The organism is Chromohalobacter marismortui, assembly GCF_004364315.1.
GTDB lineage: Bacteria > Pseudomonadota > Gammaproteobacteria > Pseudomonadales > Halomonadaceae > Chromohalobacter > Chromohalobacter marismortui.
On record NZ_SOBR01000001.1, the window covers coordinates 703,496 to 722,510 of the forward strand.

The window sequence follows — 19,015 nt, forward strand, 5'->3', positions numbered from 1 at the left end:
ATGATGCCTCTTGCTGCTGTAACCCGGTCACGCCGGGTCGGGGCGCGACTCGCGGCGTGGGTGGACGCTTGCTATCTCATGGAAATCCTCTTGGCCTTGGGCTACCTGGCGGTCGGTTTGATCGCCGTGCCACTGGGCATCATCATGCTGGTGCCGCGCCTTGTGCGTCACCTTCTACGCCGGCCTCACGAGCAAGCGGCAAAACGTGATCAGCCTCTTTAGGCGGTGATACGAGACAGCAGCCATACGCCGTTAAGGGTGTCATAAGCCAACGCGGGAATACTGACAGGGCTATCCATATAGGAGTGCCCGCATGTTTCCCCTTACCTACCTGCGCCGACATACGGCCATGCGGCGCTTGGGCCGACGTCTCGAAAAAACGGCCAAGCGTTGGATCTATCGAGCGGTTGCGCGGGGCTCTCGTCCTGCTCGGCCAGCGACGTCCGAGGCGCTGCATGGCGTTCGGCGCGTCCTTCTGATACGTCCCAACTTCCGTATCGGCAATGCCGTCATCGGTGCTCGTCTGATCCAGGCCTTTGTCGAGGGGCGAGCGGACATCGAGGTCGATTATCTGGGCACCGACACCACGCGCACGCTCTTTGCTGGCATGCCATTGTCCCGCTACCACGCCTTGAGTCGCAGCATGCTGGTCCGCCCATGGAGATTGGCCCGGTTGCTGGTTCGGCTCAGGCGGAGACAATTCGATCTGGCCATTCAGGCCGGCGAGAACTCACTGACAAGCTGGCTGCTCATGAAGACGTGCGGTGCCCGACAACGCTTGGGACAGCGTGGCCGGCTGGAGACGAGCTATGACTGGGTGTGTCATGTGTCGCCATCGCATGCTCACGAACGCGCAAGCTCGCTGGCGGCCAGCCTGGGGCTGGCATGCGCTGCCCGTCCATGGCTGGTGGTATCCGAACATGAGCGTCGTGCCGCAGCGGTCAGGATGACCGGCCTCTCGGGACGACAGGCGTCCATTGGCATCTTCGTTGGCGGCCATCTCGACAAGCGCCTGCCGCTCGAGTTCTGGCAAGACCTGCTGCGCGAACTCGAACGACGGAAGACGCCTTACCTCGTGCTGCTGGGGCCGGAGGAATCCGCGATGCGTACGCCGCTGGAGAGCGGCTGCGGCGAGTTCGGGCGCGTGCTGCCGCACATGCCATTGCGAGATTTCCTTGGCGTGCTGGCCAACCTGGAGTGTCTGATCACGCCGGATACGGGACCCATGCACATGGCGGCCGCTTTGGACGTTCCCGTATTGGCGCTATTGCAAGTGGAGAAGTCACGCAAGTTTTCGCCTCGGGGTCCCTCGGATTCGATACTTTTTCAGCCCACTCCGTCCGAGGTCGCTGAGCAGGTGTGCACCAATGCTGTCTTTCATGATCAGCAACGTGACAAGGCGAGTTACCTTGCCGTATAGGCGGTGGTCGTTAGGGAAACTCAGCGTTTCTTTGGGGTGAAAGGACGCGCCTTGACGAACCTCGTGGATCTCATGGGGCCTGCCAGGTGATCGTGGCTTCCAGGCCGTGTTCGGGACGGTTGCGAAGCTGGAGCGTCGCCTGTTGTCGCTGAGCCAGTTCGACGACGATGGACAGGCCGAGCCCGCTGCCGGTGGTGCGCTGATCGGTGGCGCGCCGAAAGCGTTCCGTGACCTCTTCGAGCAGGTCTTCGGGGATGCCGGGACCGCTGTCACGGACGCGGATGTGCGCACCCCCTTGCGCGGTCTCGCCGAGCTCGACCTCCACATGGCCGCCTTCCGGCGTGTAGCGCAGGGCGTTGTCGAGCAGGTTGCGAAACAGTATGCCGACTTCGGTTTCATCGGCCTGGATGCGTAGTTGGTGGAGCCCTTCGAGGGTCAGCCGTTGCCCGCGGTCGTGCGCGAGCGGCCACAGGTCGGCCATGAGATCGATGACGATGGGGTAAAGGTCGATCGAGGTCGCTTGTGTGTCCGGCGTGCGATCCAGGCGCGCCAGGACCAGCAACTGTTCGACGACCCGCTGCAGGCGTTCGATGCCGGTATAGGCCTTTTGCAGCGACGCGGTCTCACCGGCCTTGGCGTTATCCAGGTGGATGCGCAGCGCGGCCAGCGGGGTGCGCAGTTCGTGTGCGGCGTCAGCGGTGAAGCGGCGCTCGCGCTCCAGGGTGTCGCCCAGCCGGTCGATGAAGTCGTTCAGCGATCGGTGCAGGTCCGCCAGCTCGCGGGGCACGTCGAGCTCGATGTGTCGAAGATCGCGGGCATGTCGTCCTTGTACCTGGTTCGACAGGCGTCGAATGGGGTGCAGGCCACGCCGGATGATGCGGTTCATCAGCCACAGCATGAGGGGCAGCAGCACCAGCATGGGAATCAGATTGTTCCAGGTGATGCGTGCCACGATCTCGTGCTGGAAGTCGCTGCGCTGGCCCATGCTGAGCCACAGGTCGTGCCGGTCGTCGTACATGCTGAAGACACGCCAGCGCTGGCCGGCATAGTCGACCCAGCGAAAGCCTTCTTCTTCGGGGGCGGGGAAGGGCGTGCCCTGGGTCCACTTGCCCTGCAGCAGGCGTGGCGTTTGATCGGCGTTCCAGATCCCCAGCGCCAGCTTGCGTTCTTCTTCGTGATAGAGCCGTGAGGGTGTCGTGTCATCCTGCGCAGGCATGGCGCGTCCGTTTGAGTAAGCCCTGGCGGGATAACCGGGAATGCTCAGGGTCTGCGACAGCCGGGTCAGGTCGGCATCCTGGACATCATCGGGAAGCTGGCCGGCGACGATCCGGCTATGCAGGCTGAGCTGGGTGTCGAGGACTTCTTCCAGTTCGTGATCGGTAATCAGGTACGCGGCGAGCACCGCCACGCCGCCGGCCACGACGAGCACCAGGGCCAGCGTGCGCAGCAGGTAATAGCGAATGGAGGTCATGCCGTGCGGGAGTCCAGGCGATAACCGATGCCGCGCACGGTCATGATCAGGGATTTGTCGAGCTTCTTGCGCAGATGGTGGACATGGACCTCCACGGCGTTGGAGGCGACCTCCTCCCCCCAGCCATAAAGCAGGCTTTCCAGACGCGGGCGGGACAGCACCTTGTCGGGATGGCGCGCCAGCTCGAGCAGCAGAGCATATTCGCGGCGTCCCAGGGCAACGTCGCGTCCATGCCAGCTGACGCTGTGACTGGCTTCGTCGATGCTCAGGGCGCCGAGGGTCAGGCTGCGAGACGCGCGCCCCTCGGCCCGCCGAGTGACGACACGCAGGCGCGCCAGCAACTCCTTCAGGTCGAACGGCTTGAGCACGTAGTCGTCGGCGCCGGCGTCGAGTCCGCTTATGCGTTCCTCGACGGCGTCGCGTGCCGTCAGTATGAGAATGGGCAAGGCGGACGACTCGCGCAGGCGCTTGAGTACCGTCATGCCATCCATGTCGGGGAGTCCCAGGTCGAGGATCATGGCGCTGAAGGTTTCGTTGTGCGCCGCTTCGAGGGCGTGGTGCCCCTCGGTGAACCAGTCCACGGTATAGGCCTCGCGCACGAGGGCCGTCTTGATGCCGTCCCCGAGCAGCGGATCGTCCTCGACCAGAAGTATGCGCATGGAACCTCCCCCGAAGTGTCATTCGCGCAGGATGCACCGAAAAGCTTAACGCTTTCTTATGCTCTGTCCGACGATCGAGGCTGGCGGTCGCCATGCAGGGCCGCTGATTTCAGCCCAGGGGGCCACCGACGATGGTCTTTCTGAGCCCGGCGAGGATCTCGCTGCCGTCTTCATGGGCGAGTTCGTCGTACCAGGCATGCGTCTGCACGGGATCCCGGCCATGGATCGTCGCGGCGCGCTTGCGTGCGCGGGAGACGATGTCGCCGACACGGTCGACTCTGGCTGCGTCGTAGTGTTCCAGTGCCGTGGCGATGGCCGCCGCAGGCGCCGCGCCGTCATCTACCTCGAGTGCGTCCTGCACGGCCCGGGCGAGCACCCAGGCATCTTCCATGGCCTGGCAGCCCCCTTGGCCAAGGTCCGGGGCCATGCCGTGGGCGGCATCGCCGAGCAAGGCTACCCGAGGCGCGGTGAGCGAGTCGAGCGGTGGTATATCGTGGATCTCGACCCGAGCCATACGCTCGGGGTCGAAGCGCTCGATCAAGGCTTGTACCGGCGCTGCCCAACCGGCGAAATGCTCGCGGAGTTCGTCTCGATAGTGCTGCGGATCGTTCGGTGTGCCGGCGGGTAAGGGCACGTCGAAGAAGCAGTAGTATTCCTGGGTGCCCGCCGTATTGCCGCCGGTCCCCATCGGCATCAAGGACACCCGCTTGGCGTCGCCGACGTATTGGTCCCAATTGTGGAGCGGGGCCAGTGCCTCGTCGGCGCTGACGCGCACGTTCCAGTTGACGTAGCCCACGTATTGACGCTCTACGGGGTGGCCGACCAGCTTGCTGCGCAGCCGAGAGTGCGTACCGTCGGCAATCACCAGCAGGTCGGCGCGCTGCTGGCCGCCGTCCTCGAAGTGGGCGGTGACGCCTTCATCGTCCTGGGCATAGTCGAGACAGCGCCGCCCGAGCTGGATGTGCTCGGCCCCCACGGCGTCGAACAGGGTCTGCTGGAGCGCCGCGCGAGCGATCGGGCAGGCGCGTTGGCCGACCTCGTCGAAGAGCGGCGCGAGGCTGAAATCGGTCAGGGGCTCGCCGGTGTGGGTGAGATAGCGCATGCGTGTCATGTTGCCGCTGAGGTGCTCGATGGTCTCGCCCAGCCCCAGGCGATGCATGACCTTGACGCCGTTGGGCCACAGCGAAATGGCCGCGCCGACCGGGCGTATCGCCTCGACGCGTTCGATCACGGTGACCCGATGTCCCTGGCGCTGAAAGGCGAGCGCGGCACTCAGCCCGCCCATGCCCGCGCCGATGACGAGCACATCCAGGGCGGTGGTGGAAGTGGGAGACGTGGGGCGAGACATGGCGAACTCCTTGTGCTTGTTGTATGGATGGGGCGTTGCATGGGGCACTGTCGTAGTGATGGATCATGGCGTCGATGACGCGCCGTCACGTGGACCGGCGCGGAGTGACGCCGGCCTGCGGTTGATGCGCTTCTTCGGACGTCGGGGCACCGCCGGGCAGCAGCAGCGTACACAGGATGGCGCTCAGCCCGCCCGTGGTGATCGGCGAGGCGAAGATCTGCCGCGCCGTGTCCGGCAGCCCCGACAGCGCCTCGGGCACCAGCTGCACGCCGAGACCCATGCCCAGCGAGACGGCGATGGTCATGATCGTCTTGCGGGTCATCGCCTGGTCGCTGAGGATACGGATGCCCGATACCGCGATCAGGCCGAACATCAAGGTCGTGGCGGCGCCGAGCACGGGACGCGGGATGTACTGCAGCACGCTGCCCAGCGCCGGTATGAGTCCCAGCAGCAACAGGATCGCTGCCACGTAGCGGCCGACGTGGCGGCTGGCCACGCCGGTGAGCTGCACCACACCGGTGTTCTGGCTGAAGGTGGTATTGGGGAAGGTGTTGAAAAGAGCGGCGAGCAGCGAGTTGACGCCGTCGGCGAGCACGCCGCCGCGCAACCGACGTTGGTGAACGGGGCCGCTGATGGGTTCGCCCGAGGCGCGCGCGGTGCCGGTCAGGTCGCCGACGGTTTCGATGGCGGTCACCAGAAAGATGAAGGCCACGGGCACGAAGGCTGCCCAGTCGAAGCCGATGCCGAAACGCAGCGGTTGCGGCAGCGCGAACCAGCGCAGCGACTCGAGTTCGGCGTTGAAGTGCCCCGTGAACACGGCGGCCACGCAACCGATGACCAGGCCGTAGAAGACCGAGCCGATGCGCAGCCAGGGATGGCGGGACATCTGGCAGGCCAGGACCACCACGATGACCAGGGCCGCCAGGCCCAGATTGGCGAGGCTGCCGAAATCCTCGGCGCCCACGCCGCCTGCCATGTCGGTGACGCCGACCTTGACCAGCGAGAGTCCGATCAGCGTCACCACCACGCCGGTGACGGTGGGCGTGATGATGCGCTTGAGACGATGCAGCATGCCGCCGAGGGCGATCTCGATGAAGCTGCCCAGCGTGCAGACGCCGATCAACGTGGCGATCACGGCCTCGTCGCTGGCGCCGCTGGTGCGCGCTGCCTGGCCGGCGGCGATGAGTGCCGCGACGAATGAAAAGCTGGTGCCTTGAATGCTCAACAGGCCTGAGCCCAGCGGACCGAGACGCTGCGACTGGATCCAGGTGGCCACGCCGGAGACGAACAGCGCCATGCTGAGCAGGTAGGGCAGGTACTGCTCCAGTCCCAGCGCGCCGCCCACGATCAGACTGGGGGCGATGATTCCCACGAAGCTGGCCAGGACATGCTGGAAAGCGGCCAGCAGCGAGGCCAGCGGGCCGGGGCGATCCTCGAGGCGGTAAACCGGGCTATCGGCTGACATGGCTTGGCTCCTTGAGCCCGCGTCTCTGCGTCGGGCGTTATGTATACAAAATCATGTAGCAATGACCAAGCAAGCGGAATGCCAAGTTGACGTGGCGGTCAGGCCCCATGACAGCGCGACCGTGGCGCGACGCGGTCATGTGGAGGAATGTGCCATGTGCCTCGAGGGTGCGGCGTGCGTACCGCTTGCATCACGTTGGTGCACTGGCCGGCCGCTGGCCCAGGTGGCGTGGACGCTGCGGTCGTCACCCAGCATCATCAGCGCGAACAGACGCTCGCCGAGCGTTTCGGCGACCTGGGTTCGCCGTGCCATGAGGGGGGTGGCGGTGAGGTCCAGCACGACCAGGTCGGCTTCATGGCCGGCTTTGAGACGGCCGATGCAATCCGCCAGGTGCAGGGCACGGGCGTTGCCCAGCGTGAGCCGATAGAACCCTTGCCATGCCGTCAGCGGCTGGCCGAGCAAGGCGCCCACCTGATAGGCGCCTTGCAGGGTCGTCAAGCCGCACAGGCCGGTGCCGGCGCCCACGTCGCTGGCCAGGGAGGTGGCCACGCCGGCTTCGCGTGTGGCGAGGCGGTCGAAGAGCCCGCTGCCCAGAAACAGGTTGGAGGTCGGCGAAAAGGCGATGTTGGCGCCGGCCTCGGCGAGCCGTGCGCGCTCGTTGGCGGAGAGATGGATGCCGTGGGCATAAGTGCTGCGTGGGCCGACCAGACCATGGCGCTCGTAGACGGCGAGATAGTCGCGGCATTCGGGAAACAGCTCGGCGACCCAAGCCAGTTCGCCACGGTTTTCCGAGAGGTGGCTTTGCAGATACAGGCTGGCATCGTTGCGCAGCACGCCGCCCACGGCATCCAGTTGCTCGCGGCTGGATGTCGGCGCGAAGCGGGGTGTCAGCGAATACGCCAGACGGTCCTTGCCGTGCCAGTCGGCGATCAGCCGTTCGCTGTCGCGGATGCCGCCGACGGCGGTGTCGATCAGAGCCTCGGGGGCATGGCGATCCATCAGTACCTTGCCGGCCAGCAGGCGCAACCGGCGGGCTCGGGCGGCGGAGAAGATACTGTCCACCGAGCCGGGATGCGAGGTGCAGAACACTTGGGCGGTGGTGGTGCCGCCGCGCAGGAGTTCATCGAGGAATCGTTCGGCGACCTCCTCGGCGTGCGCCCGTTCGGCGAAGCGACATTCGGCGGGAAAGGTGTAGTCGTTGAGCCAGTCGAGCAGTTCGCGTCCGAACGAGGCGATGATGTCGAGCTGCGAATAATGCACATGGCTGTCGATGAAGCCGGGCATGATCAGTTTGCCACGGTAGTCGACGATCTCGAGCCCTGCCGGCACGTGCGGTGCCAGCGTGGTGTAGTCATCGACGGCGTGGATATGGCCGTTCTCCAGCCAGACGGCGCCGTCCTCCCAGTAGCGCAGGCTATCCGGGCGTGGCACGGGGGACTCGCCGGGATCGTCGTCGAAGGTCAGCACGGCACCGCGCAGGAGTCGGGAGTCGGTCATGGGGCATGCTCTCTTGGCGTGGCTGGCCGAGACGCTCAAGGCGTCCGGCCAAGGATCAATAGGTGGCACGTCGGCCGGTCACGTCACGCCACTGAGGGGGCGTGACGCCCCGGTGCGTGGCGTGCGGCGCCGCGTTCGCGAAGGTCAGCAGTTCGGCGGCGACGGCGAGGGCGATTTCGTAGGGGCGCTTGCCGTCGGCGCCGGGAATGCCGATGGGGCACCGCACCCGTGCCAGCGCGGAATCGTCGATCCCGGCTTCGCGCAGCCGGCGTCGAAAGCTCGCCCATTTGCTTCGCGAGCCGATCAGGCCCAAGGAGGCGATGTCCGGCCTGCCCAGCAGGGCCTCGACGAGCCGGCGATCCTGATCGTGATCGTGGGTCATGACCAGGGCGTGGCTGCCCGCGGGAAGCGCGTCGATGTCCTCGGCCGGGGCCTCGGCGTCCAGGGGGCGGCAATCGACCCGTGGCGAGGGCTCGACGGCGTCGAAAGCGTCGGGACGGCTGTCGAACCAGTGTACGTGCCATGGCAAGGGCGCCAGCAAGGGGACCAGTGCCCGTGCCACATGCCCGGCACCGAACAGCGCCACGTGCATGCTGGCGCCTGCGAAGCGCTCGAACAAGACGCTGACGTGGCCGCCGCAGCATTGCCCGCTGCGCCCGCCCAGCGGAAAGGCTTCCAGGCACGGCGTGGCAACGCACTCGCCGCGTGCCGCCGCCGCCAGCATCTCGCGGGCACGAGCGATGGCCTGGTATTCGAAACGACCACCGCCGAGCGTGTCGTGGCAGGCGTCGGCGGTCACCACCATCTTGGCGCCGGGCTCGCGGGGCGTGGAGCCCTCGGCTCCCACCACGCTGATCAGGACATGCGCCTGTGCCTGGCGTTGCAGGCGATGCAGGGCGGCGTCCCAGGTGTCGTCATGCATGCGAGGTCTCCGTCACGGTCGCCTGACGCAGTGCCTGTGCGGCGAAGAGCACGCGTTCCGGCGTGGCCGGCGTATCCAGCGCCGGGCTCAGTCGATAGTCGGCGAGGCTGGCCAGCGCGTCGCGCAGTGCCGACCAGACCGAGATCGCCAGCATGAAGGGCGGTTCGCCCACGGCCTTTGAGCGATACAGGCTGGCCTGGGAATTGGGGTGCCCCTCGAGCAGTGCCACGCGGAAATCGGGTGGCGTGTCGCCGATGGTGGGGATCTTGTAGGTCGCCGGGCCATCGCTCGTCAAGCGGCCGGTCTCGTCCCACTTGAGTTCCTCGCTGGTCAGCCAGCCCATGCCCTGAATGAAGCCGCCCTCGATCTGGCCGAGATCGATCGCCGGGTTCAGGGAATCACCCACGTCATGCAGGATATCGACGCGCGAGACTCGATATTCACCGCTCAGCGTATCGACGACGACCTCGGAGACGGCCGCACCATACGCATAGTAGTAGAAGGGGCGGCCCTGGCCCGAGGCGCGGTCGTAATGGATCAGCGGGGTGGCATAGAAGCCCGTCGCCGAGAGCGAGATGCGGCCCAGATAGGCGGCCTGGACCAGGTCGCCCCAGGCGATGCGCCGCTCGCTCTCGCCGTGACCCGCCACCAGCTCGCCGTTCTCCAGGCGCATGGCCTCGCGGTCGAGCCGATAATGCTCGGCGGCGAAATCGAACAGCCGCTCGCGAATCTGCATCGCGGCATTGCGTGCGGCCATGCCGTTGAGGTCGGCGCCGCTCGAGGCGGCGGTCGGCGAGGTGTTGGGCACCTTGTCGGTACGCGTGGCGGAAATGCGCACGGCGGCGTTTTCCAGCCCCAGTTCGCGGGCCACGACTTGTCCGACCTTGGTATGCAGGCCCTGTCCCATTTCGGTGCCGCCGTGATTGATCATCACGCTGCCATCGGTATAGACGTGCAACAACGCTCCGGCCTGATTGAGGTGTTTGGCGGTGAACGAAATGCCGAATTTCACCGGGGTGAGCGCCAGGCCCTTCTTGAGGACCGGGCTGCTGGCGTTGTATGCGCGAATCGCCGACCGTCGTGCCCAGTAGTCGCTGCTCGCCTCCAGTTGCGATATCAGCTCGTGCAGCAGCCCGACCTGTTCGACGCGCTGGCCGTAATGGGTGACGTCGTGTTCGGGACGGTACAGGTTGCGCTTGCGGATCGTGAGCGGGTCCTCGCCGAGATGGCGGGCGATATCGTCCATGGCGCGTTCGACGATCAGCATGCCCTGCGGGCCGCCGAAGCCGCGGAACGCCGTGTTGGAGGGCATGTGGGTGCGCGCAGGAATGCCGGTGACCCGGGCCTGGCCCAGCGAGTAGGCGTTGTCGGCATGGAACATGGCGCGGTCGACGATGGCCTCGGACAAATCCGGCGAGTGGCCGCAGTCGCCGATGACGGTGATGTCGCCGCCTTGCAGCACGCCCGCGTCGTCGAACCCCAGCCGGTAGCGGTTGTGGAATGGATGACGCTTGCCGGTGGCGCGCATGTCGTCGCCGCGCGGCAGGCGCAGCCGCACCGCGCGCCCGGTACGACGTGCCAGCAGCGCCGCCAGGCAGGCCCATGGTGCCGCCTGGGTCTCCTTGCCACCGAACCCGCCGCCCATGCGCCGGACTTCGACGGTAACGGCGTGGAACGGGATCGCCAGGACCTCGGCGACGAGCTTCTGCACTTCACTGGGATGCTGGCTGGACGTATGCACGGTCACGCCATCGTCCTCGTTGGGCAGGGCCAGACAGGCTTGCCCCTCGAGATAGAAGTGCTCTTGCCCGCCGACGAACTGGTGAGCCTCCAGCCGATGGGGGGCGTCGTCCAGGGCGTGTTGCCAGTCACCGCGTTGCTGAACGTGCGGCGGGCGGACCCATTCCTCGGCCTCGGCGGCGGCCACGGGGTCGAGGCGCGCGGGCAGCGCGTCGATCTCGATCTCGGCCAGCGCCACGGCGCGGCGGGCGGTCTTTAGATCGATGGCAGCGACCGCGAACAGCGGCTGTCCTGCATAGCGGACCTCGGCGTCGGCGAGCAGCGGGTCGCCTGGAAACACCGGCCCCACATCGGTATGACCGGGAATGTCGACCACGGTGATGACATCGACGACGCCGGGGGCACGACGCACGGCGTCGAGCTCGAGTCGGGTCAGGCGGCCATGCGCCACCCGACTCAAGCCGACCGCGACGTGCAGAGCATTCGCGGGCGCCGGCTGGTCATCGAGATAACGTGCCCGGCCGGTGACATGCAGGGTCGCGCTGTCATGGGGCGGCGCGTGCCGGGTGTCGGCCCGCGTCGCGGAGCGGTCGGAGGCTCGCGGGGCGGCCGCTGGATGTGAGAGATCAGTGAGCGTACGCATCGAGGCAGACCTCCTGGGCAGCGTCGTGGTCGATCGTCAGGCGCAGGCGCTCGAGCAGATTGGCCGCCGCGAGCTGGCGGTAGGCGGCGGAGCCCCGCACGTCATCGAGGGGCTGAAAGTCACGTGCGAGTGCCTGGCGTGCCGCATCAAAAGCAGTGATATCGGGCGGTTGCCCCTCCAGGGCCGCTTCGGTGGCCTGGGCACGTCGGGGTGTGGCATCCATGCCGCCGAAGGCCAGATGAACGTCGTGTAGACAGCCGTTCTCCTGGCGCCAGGCGAAGGCGCCGAGCACCGCCGAAATATCGTCCTCGCGGCGCTTGGAAAGTTTCCAGACTTCCAGGTGCCGGTTTCCGGTGGGCCGAGGCAGGAAAATCGCGCGGATGAATTCGCCAGGCTCTAGGGCGGTGCGCTTGTAGTCGAGAAAGAAGTCGTCCAGGGGCAGTTGACGAGCGCCGTTGGGGCCTTCCAGCGCCAAGTGGGCATCGAGCGCGAGCAATATCGGTGGCGTGTCGCCGATGGGCGAGGCATTGGCGATATTGCCGCCCAGCGTGCCGCGATTGCGGATCTGCGCGGAGCCCAGGCGCCGTAATAGCCGAGCGAACGCAGGATAATGCTCATCGAGTAACGGTTCGAGGCGCGTGTAGGTGACGCTAGCGCCGATCCACCAGCCGTCGGGTGTCGCGTCGATCGTCTGCAATTCGGTGACGCGGCTGACGTCGATCAGATGCTCGAAGGCTTGGAGTCGTTGCGTGGCCTCGAGCCATAGATCGGTGGCGCCGGCCACCAGGCGCGCCGTCGGATATTGCCGTCGTAGCGCATGCAGGGCCGTCAGGGTGATCGGCATGGCATAGCCGGTGGCATCGAGCAGGCTCCCCAAGGCGGCGACGTCGTCGGCGAGCCCGGGGGAATCCCCCCAGGGCGGGCGTACGTCGGGCTGAGCGGCCATGCGGCGTGCGGCCTTCTGGATGGGCCGGTAACCCGTACAACGACAGAGGTTACCGCCCAGGGTTGCTTCGAGGCATGCATCGTCCAGCGCGACCGGCGCCTGACGCTGGCGCTCGTGAAGCGTGAACAGCGACATGACGATACCGGGGGTGCAGAAGCCGCACTGACTGGCATGGCATTCGACCATGGCAGCCTGGACGGGATGCAAGGCGTCGCCGCGCGCGAGCCCCTCGACGGTGACGAGGTGGCGCCCTTGTAGCTGATGGGCCGGGGTGATGCAGGCATTGATACTGTGATAGTGCAGGCGACCGTCCCGATCGGGTTCGCCGATGGCGACGGTGCATGCGCCGCAGTCGCCCGAGGCGCAGCCTTCCTTGGTGCCGGTTCGCTGCAACTCAGCGCGCAGGAGTTCCAGAACGCTGGTGTCTGGCGCCAGCGAGGCGCAGCGTTGCGCTTCGCCATTGAGGTAAAACTCGATCATCGGAGTGTCCGTCGGGTTGTCATTGTGATCCGAGGTGCGCACGCACGTATCGACATGACCATTTGGTCAACTCCGTTAAGCCTTAATCAAAATGTCGCTCATGACAAGTCCCGCGTGCGCTTGTTCATCGGCCACCGTTACGCGCATGATCGGTCGTCATGAAACCAGGCAGTGGGACGTTGCAGTGCGTTGCACCGATGACACCCGCTGGGGCAGACTTTCGTATTGGCAGACGAAGAGAGCGGTCATGACATCGATGAACTCACCCGAGTTGGGAACGCGGGCGCGCAATGAAAACGTGATTCTCGAGGCGGCCGAGCACGTGTTCGCGTGTCATGGTTATCGGGGTGCGAGCGTGCAGGCCATTGCCGAAGCGGCTGGGCTGCCCAAGTCCAACGTGCTGTATTATGTGGGGAGTAAACGCAAGCTGTACGTGGCCTTGCTCGAGCGTATGATGTCTCGTTGGAACGCCATGCTGGACGATATCAGCGAAGACGATGATCCGGGCGAGGTGCTCGAAGGCTTCATTCGTAGCAAGATGCGGCTCACGCAACGGCATCCCCAAGGTTCTCGCTTGTTCGCCGCCGAGGTGCTTCAGGGCGCCCCTTTCTTGCAGGAATATTTGCACGGTGAGTTGCGCGAATGGGTGCGCGCGCGGGCGCGTGTCTTCGAGCACTGGGCCGATAAGGGGTTGATGGACCCTGTCGATCCGGTATGGCTGATATTCTTGATCTGGTCGGCCACCCAGCACTATGCGGATTTCGAAGCCCAGATACTGGGCATTACCGACAAGACAGCGCTTGGGGAAAGCGAGTACCGTTCGGTCACCGAATTTCTGTGCCATGTCATTCTCAAGGGGTGTGGCGTTCGATCCGCAGCGCGTGTCGGTCCCTCGCGTGACCGCCAGGCTATCCAAAGTAAGGAGACAATATGAAATTGTGGGGCATCTTGCTCCTGGTCAGCGGCGGCTTGATCGACGATTCATCGTCGTTGCCCGCGGAGCCACCAGATACGCCAGGGGCGATCACGGCACAGATCGCACGTGATCATCTGGAGTGGGCGTCAGCCACGGATGCGGAAATCTATCTCGCGCAGGCGAATGTCAGGAAGTTGCTCAAGTACCCCGCCACGGCCGTGTTTCGCGATATTCGTGCCGTAGCGCCGCGAGTCGGTGGGCCCGCCAACCGGGTCGTTTGTGGTCAGGTCAATGTGCGCTGTGAGCGTGGCGATTACACTGGGTATCGTCTGTTCGTGACCCGTCAGGACGCGCAGGCAGCGATCATGTCGTCGAGCCTGCACCGTAGTGGCTTTGATCCGCATGCCGTGGCCGCGGCGCTGATCGAGTGGCAGCAGATGGCGTAAGCGCTGGGATACATGGGGCTGTGTGCGGGGTATGGCGTTCAGCCCTATGTAGCTCAATGCTGTTGTTTGGAGATGGCCTTGAAAGAACTCCCCGGAGCACTATTCGGCATCATGGTCGGGTTGGTTACGTGGCTGGTGGTGGGCAGCGTGATGGCAGGCGTCGTCACGGGGATTGCCGCAGGTATCGGGTGGGATTTATGGCGGCATCGTTAGAAGAGGGGCTTGTTCGGTGTCGGATCAAGACGGCTTGGTGAATATGGCCAAGCCGTTTCGGGGAATCATTCCACGCTGGGGTCGTCGTCCGCTTCGCCTGACTTGAGCTCTTTGTCGGACGCTTTCATTCGCTGACGCTCGGCTTCGGCATGTTCCATGCTCTGGTAAAGCCCCAGACTCACCCCTGTATCGCTGTCGTAGACTTCATAGCGGACGTCGTTCTCGTCGGGGCCGGCGATTTTCCGTATCTCAATGGCGTCATGCAGCATGATAATCAATCTCGCTGAGGTTGGGGGTCGTGGCGTTGTGACTCGTCAAGGCGACGAGGGTTCCACTGCCATGGCCACACGCTGAGCGCAGCCTGGCATCTATTACCCCGAGCGTAACATACCAACGAAAAACCGCCGCTATGGTTGACCCATAAGCGGCGGTTTTTTCTGACAATCCTGGTCGGAGCGACTGGATTCGAACCAGCGACCTCTGCAACCCCATTGCAGCGCGCTACCAAGCTGCGCCACGCTCCGTCTAGTGTGTTCCAAGGCCAACGGCCGTGGGCCCTGCCCGAGAACGATGCGTATACTACCTTGGGTTCTTGTAAATGAAAACCCTCGTTAGCGCTTTTTTTTCAAGTGCTTGCCGCATGATTGAATCCTGTGCCGCACAATCTTCCTTGATGGCGCTATAGGCGTTAGACGAAAGATGTAAAATAGTGGTGTTCCTTGGGGAGAAGACGACAATGCCGCTTATTTTGGGTATGAGCATATTGCTGGGCTGCCAATTCCTGGGCGAACTCTTGGTTCATGCCCTGAGCCTGCCCGTTCCCGGTCCTGTAGTGGGGATGGTCGTGCTTTTGGTGGGGTTGATGCTCAATGGGCGCGTGCCGTCCGGTTTGCGTGCAAGCGGAGAAGGGCTGCTGCGCTATCTGACGTTGCTGTTCGTTCCCGCAGGCGTTGGCATTATGGTGCACTTCGGCCTTATCAAAACCGATTTCTGGCCGATCGTGATCACGCTAGTGGTGTCCACGACACTGACGCTTGCCGTTACCGCGAAAGTGATGGAGTGGCTTACCCGGTCGACTCCGCAGGATCCGCGTGACGCGCTGCGAGAGGATCGGTCATGAGCGTGCCGGCACTCGATCAGCTGTGGGTATATCTCTCGGCGAGCCCTTTGTTGTCCCTGTTGGCAACCCTACTGGCGTTCATGGCAGCGACCTATCTGAACCGTTGCCTGGGCGGTACGCCCTTCTTGCATCCGGTGATCATCGCCATCGTGTTGCTCATCGCTTTTCTGAAACTCACCCATACCGATTACGCTACGTACTTCGATGGTGCTCAATTCATCCACTTTCTGCTCGGTCCCGCGACAGTCGCCTTGGCGATTCCCCTCTATGACTATAGAGAACGGGTCAGGCGCATGTTGTTGCCGATCATGCTGGGGTGCGTCGCAGGTATCGTGACAGCGGTGATTTCTACCGTAAGCGTCGCCATGCTCATGGGGGCCAGCCGAGAGACCGTGCTCACGTTGGCTCCTAGATCGGTGACATCGCCCATTGCGATGGGGATTGCCGAGAAACTGGGCGGGATCCCGTCGCTGGCGGCGGGGTTGGTGCTGTTGACGGGGTCTCTGGGGTGCGCGCTGGGCCCGCTCATCTTTCGCCTGATCAAGGTGCGCGACCCCAGCGTACAAGGCTTTACCATGGGGTTGGCGGCGCATGGATTCGGAACGGCGCATTCGTTTTCTTCGATTGGGGCCGTTGCGGGGGCCTTTGCGGGATTGGCGATGGGACTGACGGGGTTGCTGACTGCCTTCATTCTTCCTCCTCTCGTGCATGTGTTTGGTCTTTAATGGTTCTTATACCGTTGTCTCCATTTCACCGATCATGCATCAGGGAAAAAACCTTTATCCTTCGAGTCAGGCATGGCTTGTTGTGGTGCGACAAGCTCGGTAACGTCTGCGCACGTTGTCGATTGACTAAATGAACGCGTCTGAGGTGCGACCATGTCCGTAGAGATGGGCTGGAGTTTAGTGGCGTTGGCGGTACTGGTCGTCGCTGGTTTGATCGGGTACGCGTGGCGCTTGTGGCGAGAAGTACAGCGCCGTGAGGCGGCACGCGAAGAAGAACTTGCGCGGGCTCACCGTAATTGTCTCGAGAGTCTTGAGGCGATCGCGACGGCCATGCTGGGAGACCAGGTCGATCTGGTGGAAGGGGCGCTCCGCTGCAAGGTGATGCTTGATATCATCGATCCCGCGCTACTCGATAGGGAAGGTTTCAAGGTTTTTGACGAGATTCATCGGCGCACGGCACATCTGCACACGCACTCCTCGCGCCAGGACTTGTCGGCCAAACAGCGCTTCGCCGAGGATCGCGAGCGCATTGCGTTGCAGGAAGAGCGTTATACGGCGCTCCACGAGGCGGCACGTCAGGTATTGACCTTCAAACGTGAGTGGCCCCACGGCTAGGCAGAGCATGTCGCAGGAGAACGCAATGAATGAGGCATTTTTGTCGCTGACCCCGGCCGAAATTCGCCATCGACTGCATGCCTCGCCGGAGCTGTCGGGGCAGGAAAGCGAAACGGCTCGCCGGGTGGCGGACTGGCTCGAGCAGGCGGGGGCAACACGTATCGTCACCGGCCTGGGAGGCCATGGTGTGGCCGGGGTTTTCGCGGGCGCCTTGCCGGGACCACGCGTCATGTTCCGTGCCGAACTCGATGGCTTGCCCATCGACGAGACCGCAGAAATTGCCTGGAAATCGACCTGTGAGCATGTGGCGCACAGTTGCGGCCATGACGGGCACATGGCGGTATTGCTCGGATTGGCGCAGCGCCTGGCGAAGCAGCCGCCGACGCATGGTGAAACGGTGCTGCTGTTTCAGCCTTCCGAGGAAACCGGCCGTGGCGCCCGCGAGGTGGTGGAATCATCGCGTTTCGAGGAAATCACCCCCGATCATGTGTATGCGCTGCACAATCTGCCCGGCGCGCCGCTGGGTGAGGTGTCGGTGAGGGAGGGCGCCATGACCTGTGCCTCGCGGGGGCTGATCATTCGGCTCAACGGATTGTGCGCGCATGCCGCCCATCCCGAGCAGGGACGCAATCCGGCTTTGGCAATGTGCCGGATCTTGCAGGGGTTGAAGCGTCTGCCTCAGCAGTTACCGGATGATCAGGGATTGGTGATGGTCACCCTGATCCATGCGCGTTTGGGCGAGGTGGCGTTCGGCACTTCTCCAGGACAGGCCGAGGTGATGGCCACGTTGCGCACCGAAAACGATGCGATGATGCGTGCCTTGGCGGAAGCGGCCGTATCGTTGGCGCGCGCCGAAGCCGACGAGGACGACCTGGGCATCGAGATCGATTGGCGGGATGTCTTTCAGGCGACCCAAAATCACCCGCACGCTGTCGACGCGATTCGCGAAGAGGCGAAAGCCTTGTCATTACCGCTGTGTGAATTGACCGCAGCGCATCGCTGGTCGGAAGATTTCGGATGGCTTGCTGCGCAAGGCAAGGGCGCCTTGCTCACGCTAGGGGGCGGCGAGCGATGTCACCCCTTGCATCACCCCGGTTATGATTTTCCGGATGCTCTGCTGGGACCGGGCATTGAATTGTTCGAACGTCTGATCAGGCGCCATCAAGGCGATGGGCGCTAGCTGTACAAAATCGGGCCCCGAGCATTCTTTTATTTGGGTTTGCATCAATGCCGATAATGCATAATGATGAAGGGGCATTCATTAGTAGAAGCATAGGTGGGTGGGTGAAGCACTGGCTGTACGGACGTCTTTGTGCTTTCTTTTTTGATGAGAGAAGGGCGAAAACCCCTTCCTCCCACCGGGAACCGCTTCTATACTCGGACCCCGCTGGGTAACGTCCCGTTACGACTAGCGCTGTGTTAAGAAGGAGTCTTACATATGAAAAAATCTACGACTGGCTTGCTGCTCGGTTCTGCGTTGGCTGTCGGCCTTTCCGGCTGTGCCACTTCGGGCTCTCAATCCATGTCTCATTCCGATGACCAAGCATGGTACAACTCACCTTTCGTGTGTGGCTTGGCCGGTGGTTTGATCGGCGGTGGCATTGGGTACGCGTCGAGCAGTGACTCGGACGAAGATACCGGCGCTGCACTCGGTGGCGTTGGCGGCGCGACCGCAGGTGCCATGCTTTGCGCCGATTATTCCGACAAGGTAGTGGACAGCGATGGCGATGGCGTTCCCGACGATCGCGATCAGTGCCCGAATACACCGGCTGGCGTGGCGGTCGATGCGCAAGGCTGCCCGCTTGACAGCGACGGTGATGGCATTCCTGACTATAAAGACCAGTGCCCGGGAACACCGGCAGGGGTCGAAGTCAACGCTCAGGGTTGCCCGCTTGACAGCGACGGTGATGGCGTTCCGAACTATCAGGATCAGTGCCCCGATACTCCGGCCGGTGCCGACGTCAACGCGCTGGGTTGCGTGGCGGATCTGGTGCTCGAGAACGTGCACTTCGAGTTCGACTCAGCCAAGCTGACCAGTGGTGCCGAAGACGTCTTGATGGATGTCGCCGAGAAGCTGGAGGCTAATGAAGGCGTCGATGTTCGCTTGGAAGGCTATACCGATTCCATCGGTAGTGCGGCCTATAACAAGGAGCTTTCACAGCGGCGTGCAGATTCCGTCCGGGACTTCCTGGTCGCTCATGGTGTGGAGCGCAGCAATATCACGACCTACGGATATGGTGAGCAGAACCCGATTGCCACCAACGAGACGCCTGAAGGTCGTGCCATGAATCGCCGTGTCGAGCTGGGCGAGCAAGAGTAACGACCGCTCTTCATGATTGAAGAAAGCAGAAATGGGGGCGCCTTCGGGCGCCCCTTTTGTTTGTGCGTT

Annotated in this window: 19 protein-coding genes and 1 tRNA gene; 10 read left to right on the top strand and 10 right to left on the bottom strand. The window is 63.8% G+C overall.

What is annotated here, in order from left to right; all coding sequences use genetic code 11:
* Both C8E00_RS03105 and C8E00_RS03110 read left to right on the top strand, forming a co-directional pair.
* Entirely contained in the window at window positions 1–222 is a 222-nt protein-coding gene (locus C8E00_RS03105) for a hypothetical protein (RefSeq protein ID WP_133694343.1), read from the top strand.
* Window positions 223–313: 91 nt separating this feature from the next.
* Complete coding sequence (locus C8E00_RS03110) at window positions 314–1,420, top strand: glycosyltransferase family 9 protein (RefSeq protein WP_133694346.1); 1,107 nt, start codon at window positions 314–316, stop codon at window positions 1,418–1,420.
* Between the two features lie 70 nt (window positions 1,421–1,490).
* Here the strand turns inward: C8E00_RS03110 and C8E00_RS03115 are convergent, their stop codons facing one another.
* From C8E00_RS03115 to xdhA, 8 genes are all read right to left on the bottom strand, one after another.
* Window positions 1,491–2,891, bottom strand: a complete 1,401-nt coding sequence (locus C8E00_RS03115; protein WP_133694348.1) for an ATP-binding protein — start codon at window positions 2,889–2,891, stop codon at window positions 1,491–1,493.
* Window positions 2,888–3,550, bottom strand: coding sequence for a response regulator (locus C8E00_RS03120; protein ID WP_133694351.1), 663 nt, complete (start codon window positions 3,548–3,550; stop codon window positions 2,888–2,890). The genes C8E00_RS03115 and C8E00_RS03120 overlap by 4 nt, the downstream gene beginning before the upstream one ends.
* Window positions 3,551–3,659: 109 nt before the next feature.
* On the bottom strand, window positions 3,660–4,898 hold the full coding sequence (gene hpxO, locus C8E00_RS03125; protein WP_133694353.1) for an FAD-dependent urate hydroxylase HpxO: 1,239 nt from the start codon (window positions 4,896–4,898) through the stop codon (window positions 3,660–3,662).
* Between the two features lie 85 nt (window positions 4,899–4,983).
* Window positions 4,984–6,363, bottom strand: coding sequence for a uracil-xanthine permease family protein (locus tag C8E00_RS03130; RefSeq protein ID WP_133694355.1), 1,380 nt, complete (start codon window positions 6,361–6,363; stop codon window positions 4,984–4,986).
* Window positions 6,364–6,498: 135 nt separating this feature from the next.
* Window positions 6,499–7,860, bottom strand: coding sequence for a guanine deaminase (gene guaD, locus C8E00_RS03135; protein WP_133694358.1), 1,362 nt, complete (start codon window positions 7,858–7,860; stop codon window positions 6,499–6,501).
* Window positions 7,861–7,915: 55 nt separating this feature from the next.
* A complete protein-coding gene (gene xdhC, locus C8E00_RS03140; RefSeq protein ID WP_133694360.1) occupies window positions 7,916–8,782 on the bottom strand; it encodes a xanthine dehydrogenase accessory protein XdhC in 867 nt (288 codons plus the stop codon).
* Complete coding sequence (gene xdhB / locus C8E00_RS03145; protein ID WP_133694363.1) at window positions 8,775–11,165, bottom strand: xanthine dehydrogenase molybdopterin binding subunit; 2,391 nt, start codon at window positions 11,163–11,165, stop codon at window positions 8,775–8,777. The genes xdhC and xdhB overlap by 8 nt, the downstream gene beginning before the upstream one ends.
* Complete coding sequence (gene xdhA / locus C8E00_RS03150) at window positions 11,149–12,591, bottom strand: xanthine dehydrogenase small subunit (protein WP_133694365.1); 1,443 nt, start codon at window positions 12,589–12,591, stop codon at window positions 11,149–11,151. Before xdhA ends, xdhB begins: the two co-directional genes overlap by 17 nt.
* A gap of 247 nt (window positions 12,592–12,838) precedes the next feature.
* Between xdhA and C8E00_RS03155 the strand changes: the two genes are divergently transcribed.
* From C8E00_RS03155 to C8E00_RS16780, 3 genes are all read left to right on the top strand, one after another.
* Window positions 12,839–13,525, top strand: coding sequence for a TetR/AcrR family transcriptional regulator (locus C8E00_RS03155; RefSeq protein WP_166638228.1), 687 nt, complete (start codon window positions 12,839–12,841; stop codon window positions 13,523–13,525).
* Window positions 13,522–13,953 carry a hypothetical protein gene (locus C8E00_RS03160; RefSeq protein ID WP_133694370.1) on the top strand — a complete coding sequence of 144 codons (432 nt, stop codon included), beginning with the start codon at window positions 13,522–13,524 and terminating at the stop codon, window positions 13,951–13,953. Before C8E00_RS03155 ends, C8E00_RS03160 begins: the two co-directional genes overlap by 4 nt.
* Before the next feature lie 78 nt (window positions 13,954–14,031).
* Window positions 14,032–14,166 (top strand): hypothetical protein, encoded by a 135-nt coding sequence (locus C8E00_RS16780; protein ID WP_279586101.1) that lies wholly within the window; start codon window positions 14,032–14,034, stop codon window positions 14,164–14,166.
* Window positions 14,167–14,231: 65 nt separating this feature from the next.
* Here the strand turns inward: C8E00_RS16780 and C8E00_RS03165 are convergent, their stop codons facing one another.
* Both C8E00_RS03165 and C8E00_RS03170 read right to left on the bottom strand, forming a co-directional pair.
* Entirely contained in the window at window positions 14,232–14,435 is a 204-nt protein-coding gene (locus C8E00_RS03165; protein ID WP_133694372.1) for a hypothetical protein, read from the bottom strand.
* A gap of 178 nt (window positions 14,436–14,613) precedes the next feature.
* Window positions 14,614–14,690, bottom strand: a tRNA-Pro gene (locus C8E00_RS03170).
* Window positions 14,691–14,902: 212 nt separating this feature from the next.
* Here C8E00_RS03170 and C8E00_RS03175 point away from each other — a divergent pair.
* The 5 genes from C8E00_RS03175 to C8E00_RS03195 all read left to right on the top strand — a co-directional run bounded on the left by C8E00_RS03175 (window position 14,903) and on the right by C8E00_RS03195 (window position 18,946).
* Window positions 14,903–15,286 carry a CidA/LrgA family protein gene (locus tag C8E00_RS03175; RefSeq protein WP_133694374.1) on the top strand — a complete coding sequence of 128 codons (384 nt, stop codon included), beginning with the start codon at window positions 14,903–14,905 and terminating at the stop codon, window positions 15,284–15,286.
* Entirely contained in the window at window positions 15,283–16,011 is a 729-nt protein-coding gene (locus C8E00_RS03180; protein WP_133694376.1) for an LrgB family protein, read from the top strand. The genes C8E00_RS03175 and C8E00_RS03180 overlap by 4 nt, the downstream gene beginning before the upstream one ends.
* A 153-nt stretch (window positions 16,012–16,164) precedes the next feature.
* Complete coding sequence (locus C8E00_RS03185; protein WP_133694378.1) at window positions 16,165–16,626, top strand: DUF2489 domain-containing protein; 462 nt, start codon at window positions 16,165–16,167, stop codon at window positions 16,624–16,626.
* Window positions 16,627–16,651: 25 nt separating this feature from the next.
* Complete coding sequence (locus C8E00_RS03190) at window positions 16,652–17,806, top strand: amidohydrolase (protein ID WP_133694381.1); 1,155 nt, start codon at window positions 16,652–16,654, stop codon at window positions 17,804–17,806.
* A gap of 258 nt (window positions 17,807–18,064) precedes the next feature.
* The gene (locus C8E00_RS03195; RefSeq protein ID WP_133694384.1) at window positions 18,065–18,946 is read left to right on the top strand and encodes an OmpA family protein; all 882 of its coding nucleotides are present in this window, start codon (window positions 18,065–18,067) and stop codon (window positions 18,944–18,946) included.
* Window positions 18,947–19,015: the final 69 nt, after the last annotated feature.

Coding starts and splice junctions, on each gene's coding strand:
- C8E00_RS03105 (WP_133694343.1), top strand. CDS start 1: ATGATGCCTCTTGCTGCTGTAACCCGGTCACGCCGGGTCGGGGCGCGA.
- C8E00_RS03110 (WP_133694346.1), top strand. CDS start 314: ATGTTTCCCCTTACCTACCTGCGCCGACATACGGCCATGCGGCGCTTG.
- C8E00_RS03115 (WP_133694348.1), bottom strand. CDS start 2,891: ATGACCTCCATTCGCTATTACCTGCTGCGCACGCTGGCCCTGGTGCTC.
- C8E00_RS03120 (WP_133694351.1), bottom strand. CDS start 3,550: ATGCGCATACTTCTGGTCGAGGACGATCCGCTGCTCGGGGACGGCATC.
- hpxO (WP_133694353.1), bottom strand. CDS start 4,898: ATGTCTCGCCCCACGTCTCCCACTTCCACCACCGCCCTGGATGTGCTC.
- C8E00_RS03130 (WP_133694355.1), bottom strand. CDS start 6,363: ATGTCAGCCGATAGCCCGGTTTACCGCCTCGAGGATCGCCCCGGCCCG.
- guaD (WP_133694358.1), bottom strand. CDS start 7,860: ATGACCGACTCCCGACTCCTGCGCGGTGCCGTGCTGACCTTCGACGAC.
- xdhC (WP_133694360.1), bottom strand. CDS start 8,782: ATGCATGACGACACCTGGGACGCCGCCCTGCATCGCCTGCAACGCCAG.
- xdhB (WP_133694363.1), bottom strand. CDS start 11,165: ATGCGTACGCTCACTGATCTCTCACATCCAGCGGCCGCCCCGCGAGCC.
- xdhA (WP_133694365.1), bottom strand. CDS start 12,591: ATGATCGAGTTTTACCTCAATGGCGAAGCGCAACGCTGCGCCTCGCTG.
- C8E00_RS03155 (WP_166638228.1), top strand. CDS start 12,839: ATGACATCGATGAACTCACCCGAGTTGGGAACGCGGGCGCGCAATGAA.
- C8E00_RS03160 (WP_133694370.1), top strand. CDS start 13,522: ATGAAATTGTGGGGCATCTTGCTCCTGGTCAGCGGCGGCTTGATCGAC.
- C8E00_RS03165 (WP_133694372.1), bottom strand. CDS start 14,435: ATGCTGCATGACGCCATTGAGATACGGAAAATCGCCGGCCCCGACGAG.
- C8E00_RS03175 (WP_133694374.1), top strand. CDS start 14,903: ATGCCGCTTATTTTGGGTATGAGCATATTGCTGGGCTGCCAATTCCTG.
- C8E00_RS03180 (WP_133694376.1), top strand. CDS start 15,283: ATGAGCGTGCCGGCACTCGATCAGCTGTGGGTATATCTCTCGGCGAGC.
- C8E00_RS03185 (WP_133694378.1), top strand. CDS start 16,165: ATGTCCGTAGAGATGGGCTGGAGTTTAGTGGCGTTGGCGGTACTGGTC.
- C8E00_RS03190 (WP_133694381.1), top strand. CDS start 16,652: ATGAATGAGGCATTTTTGTCGCTGACCCCGGCCGAAATTCGCCATCGA.
- C8E00_RS03195 (WP_133694384.1), top strand. CDS start 18,065: ATGAAAAAATCTACGACTGGCTTGCTGCTCGGTTCTGCGTTGGCTGTC.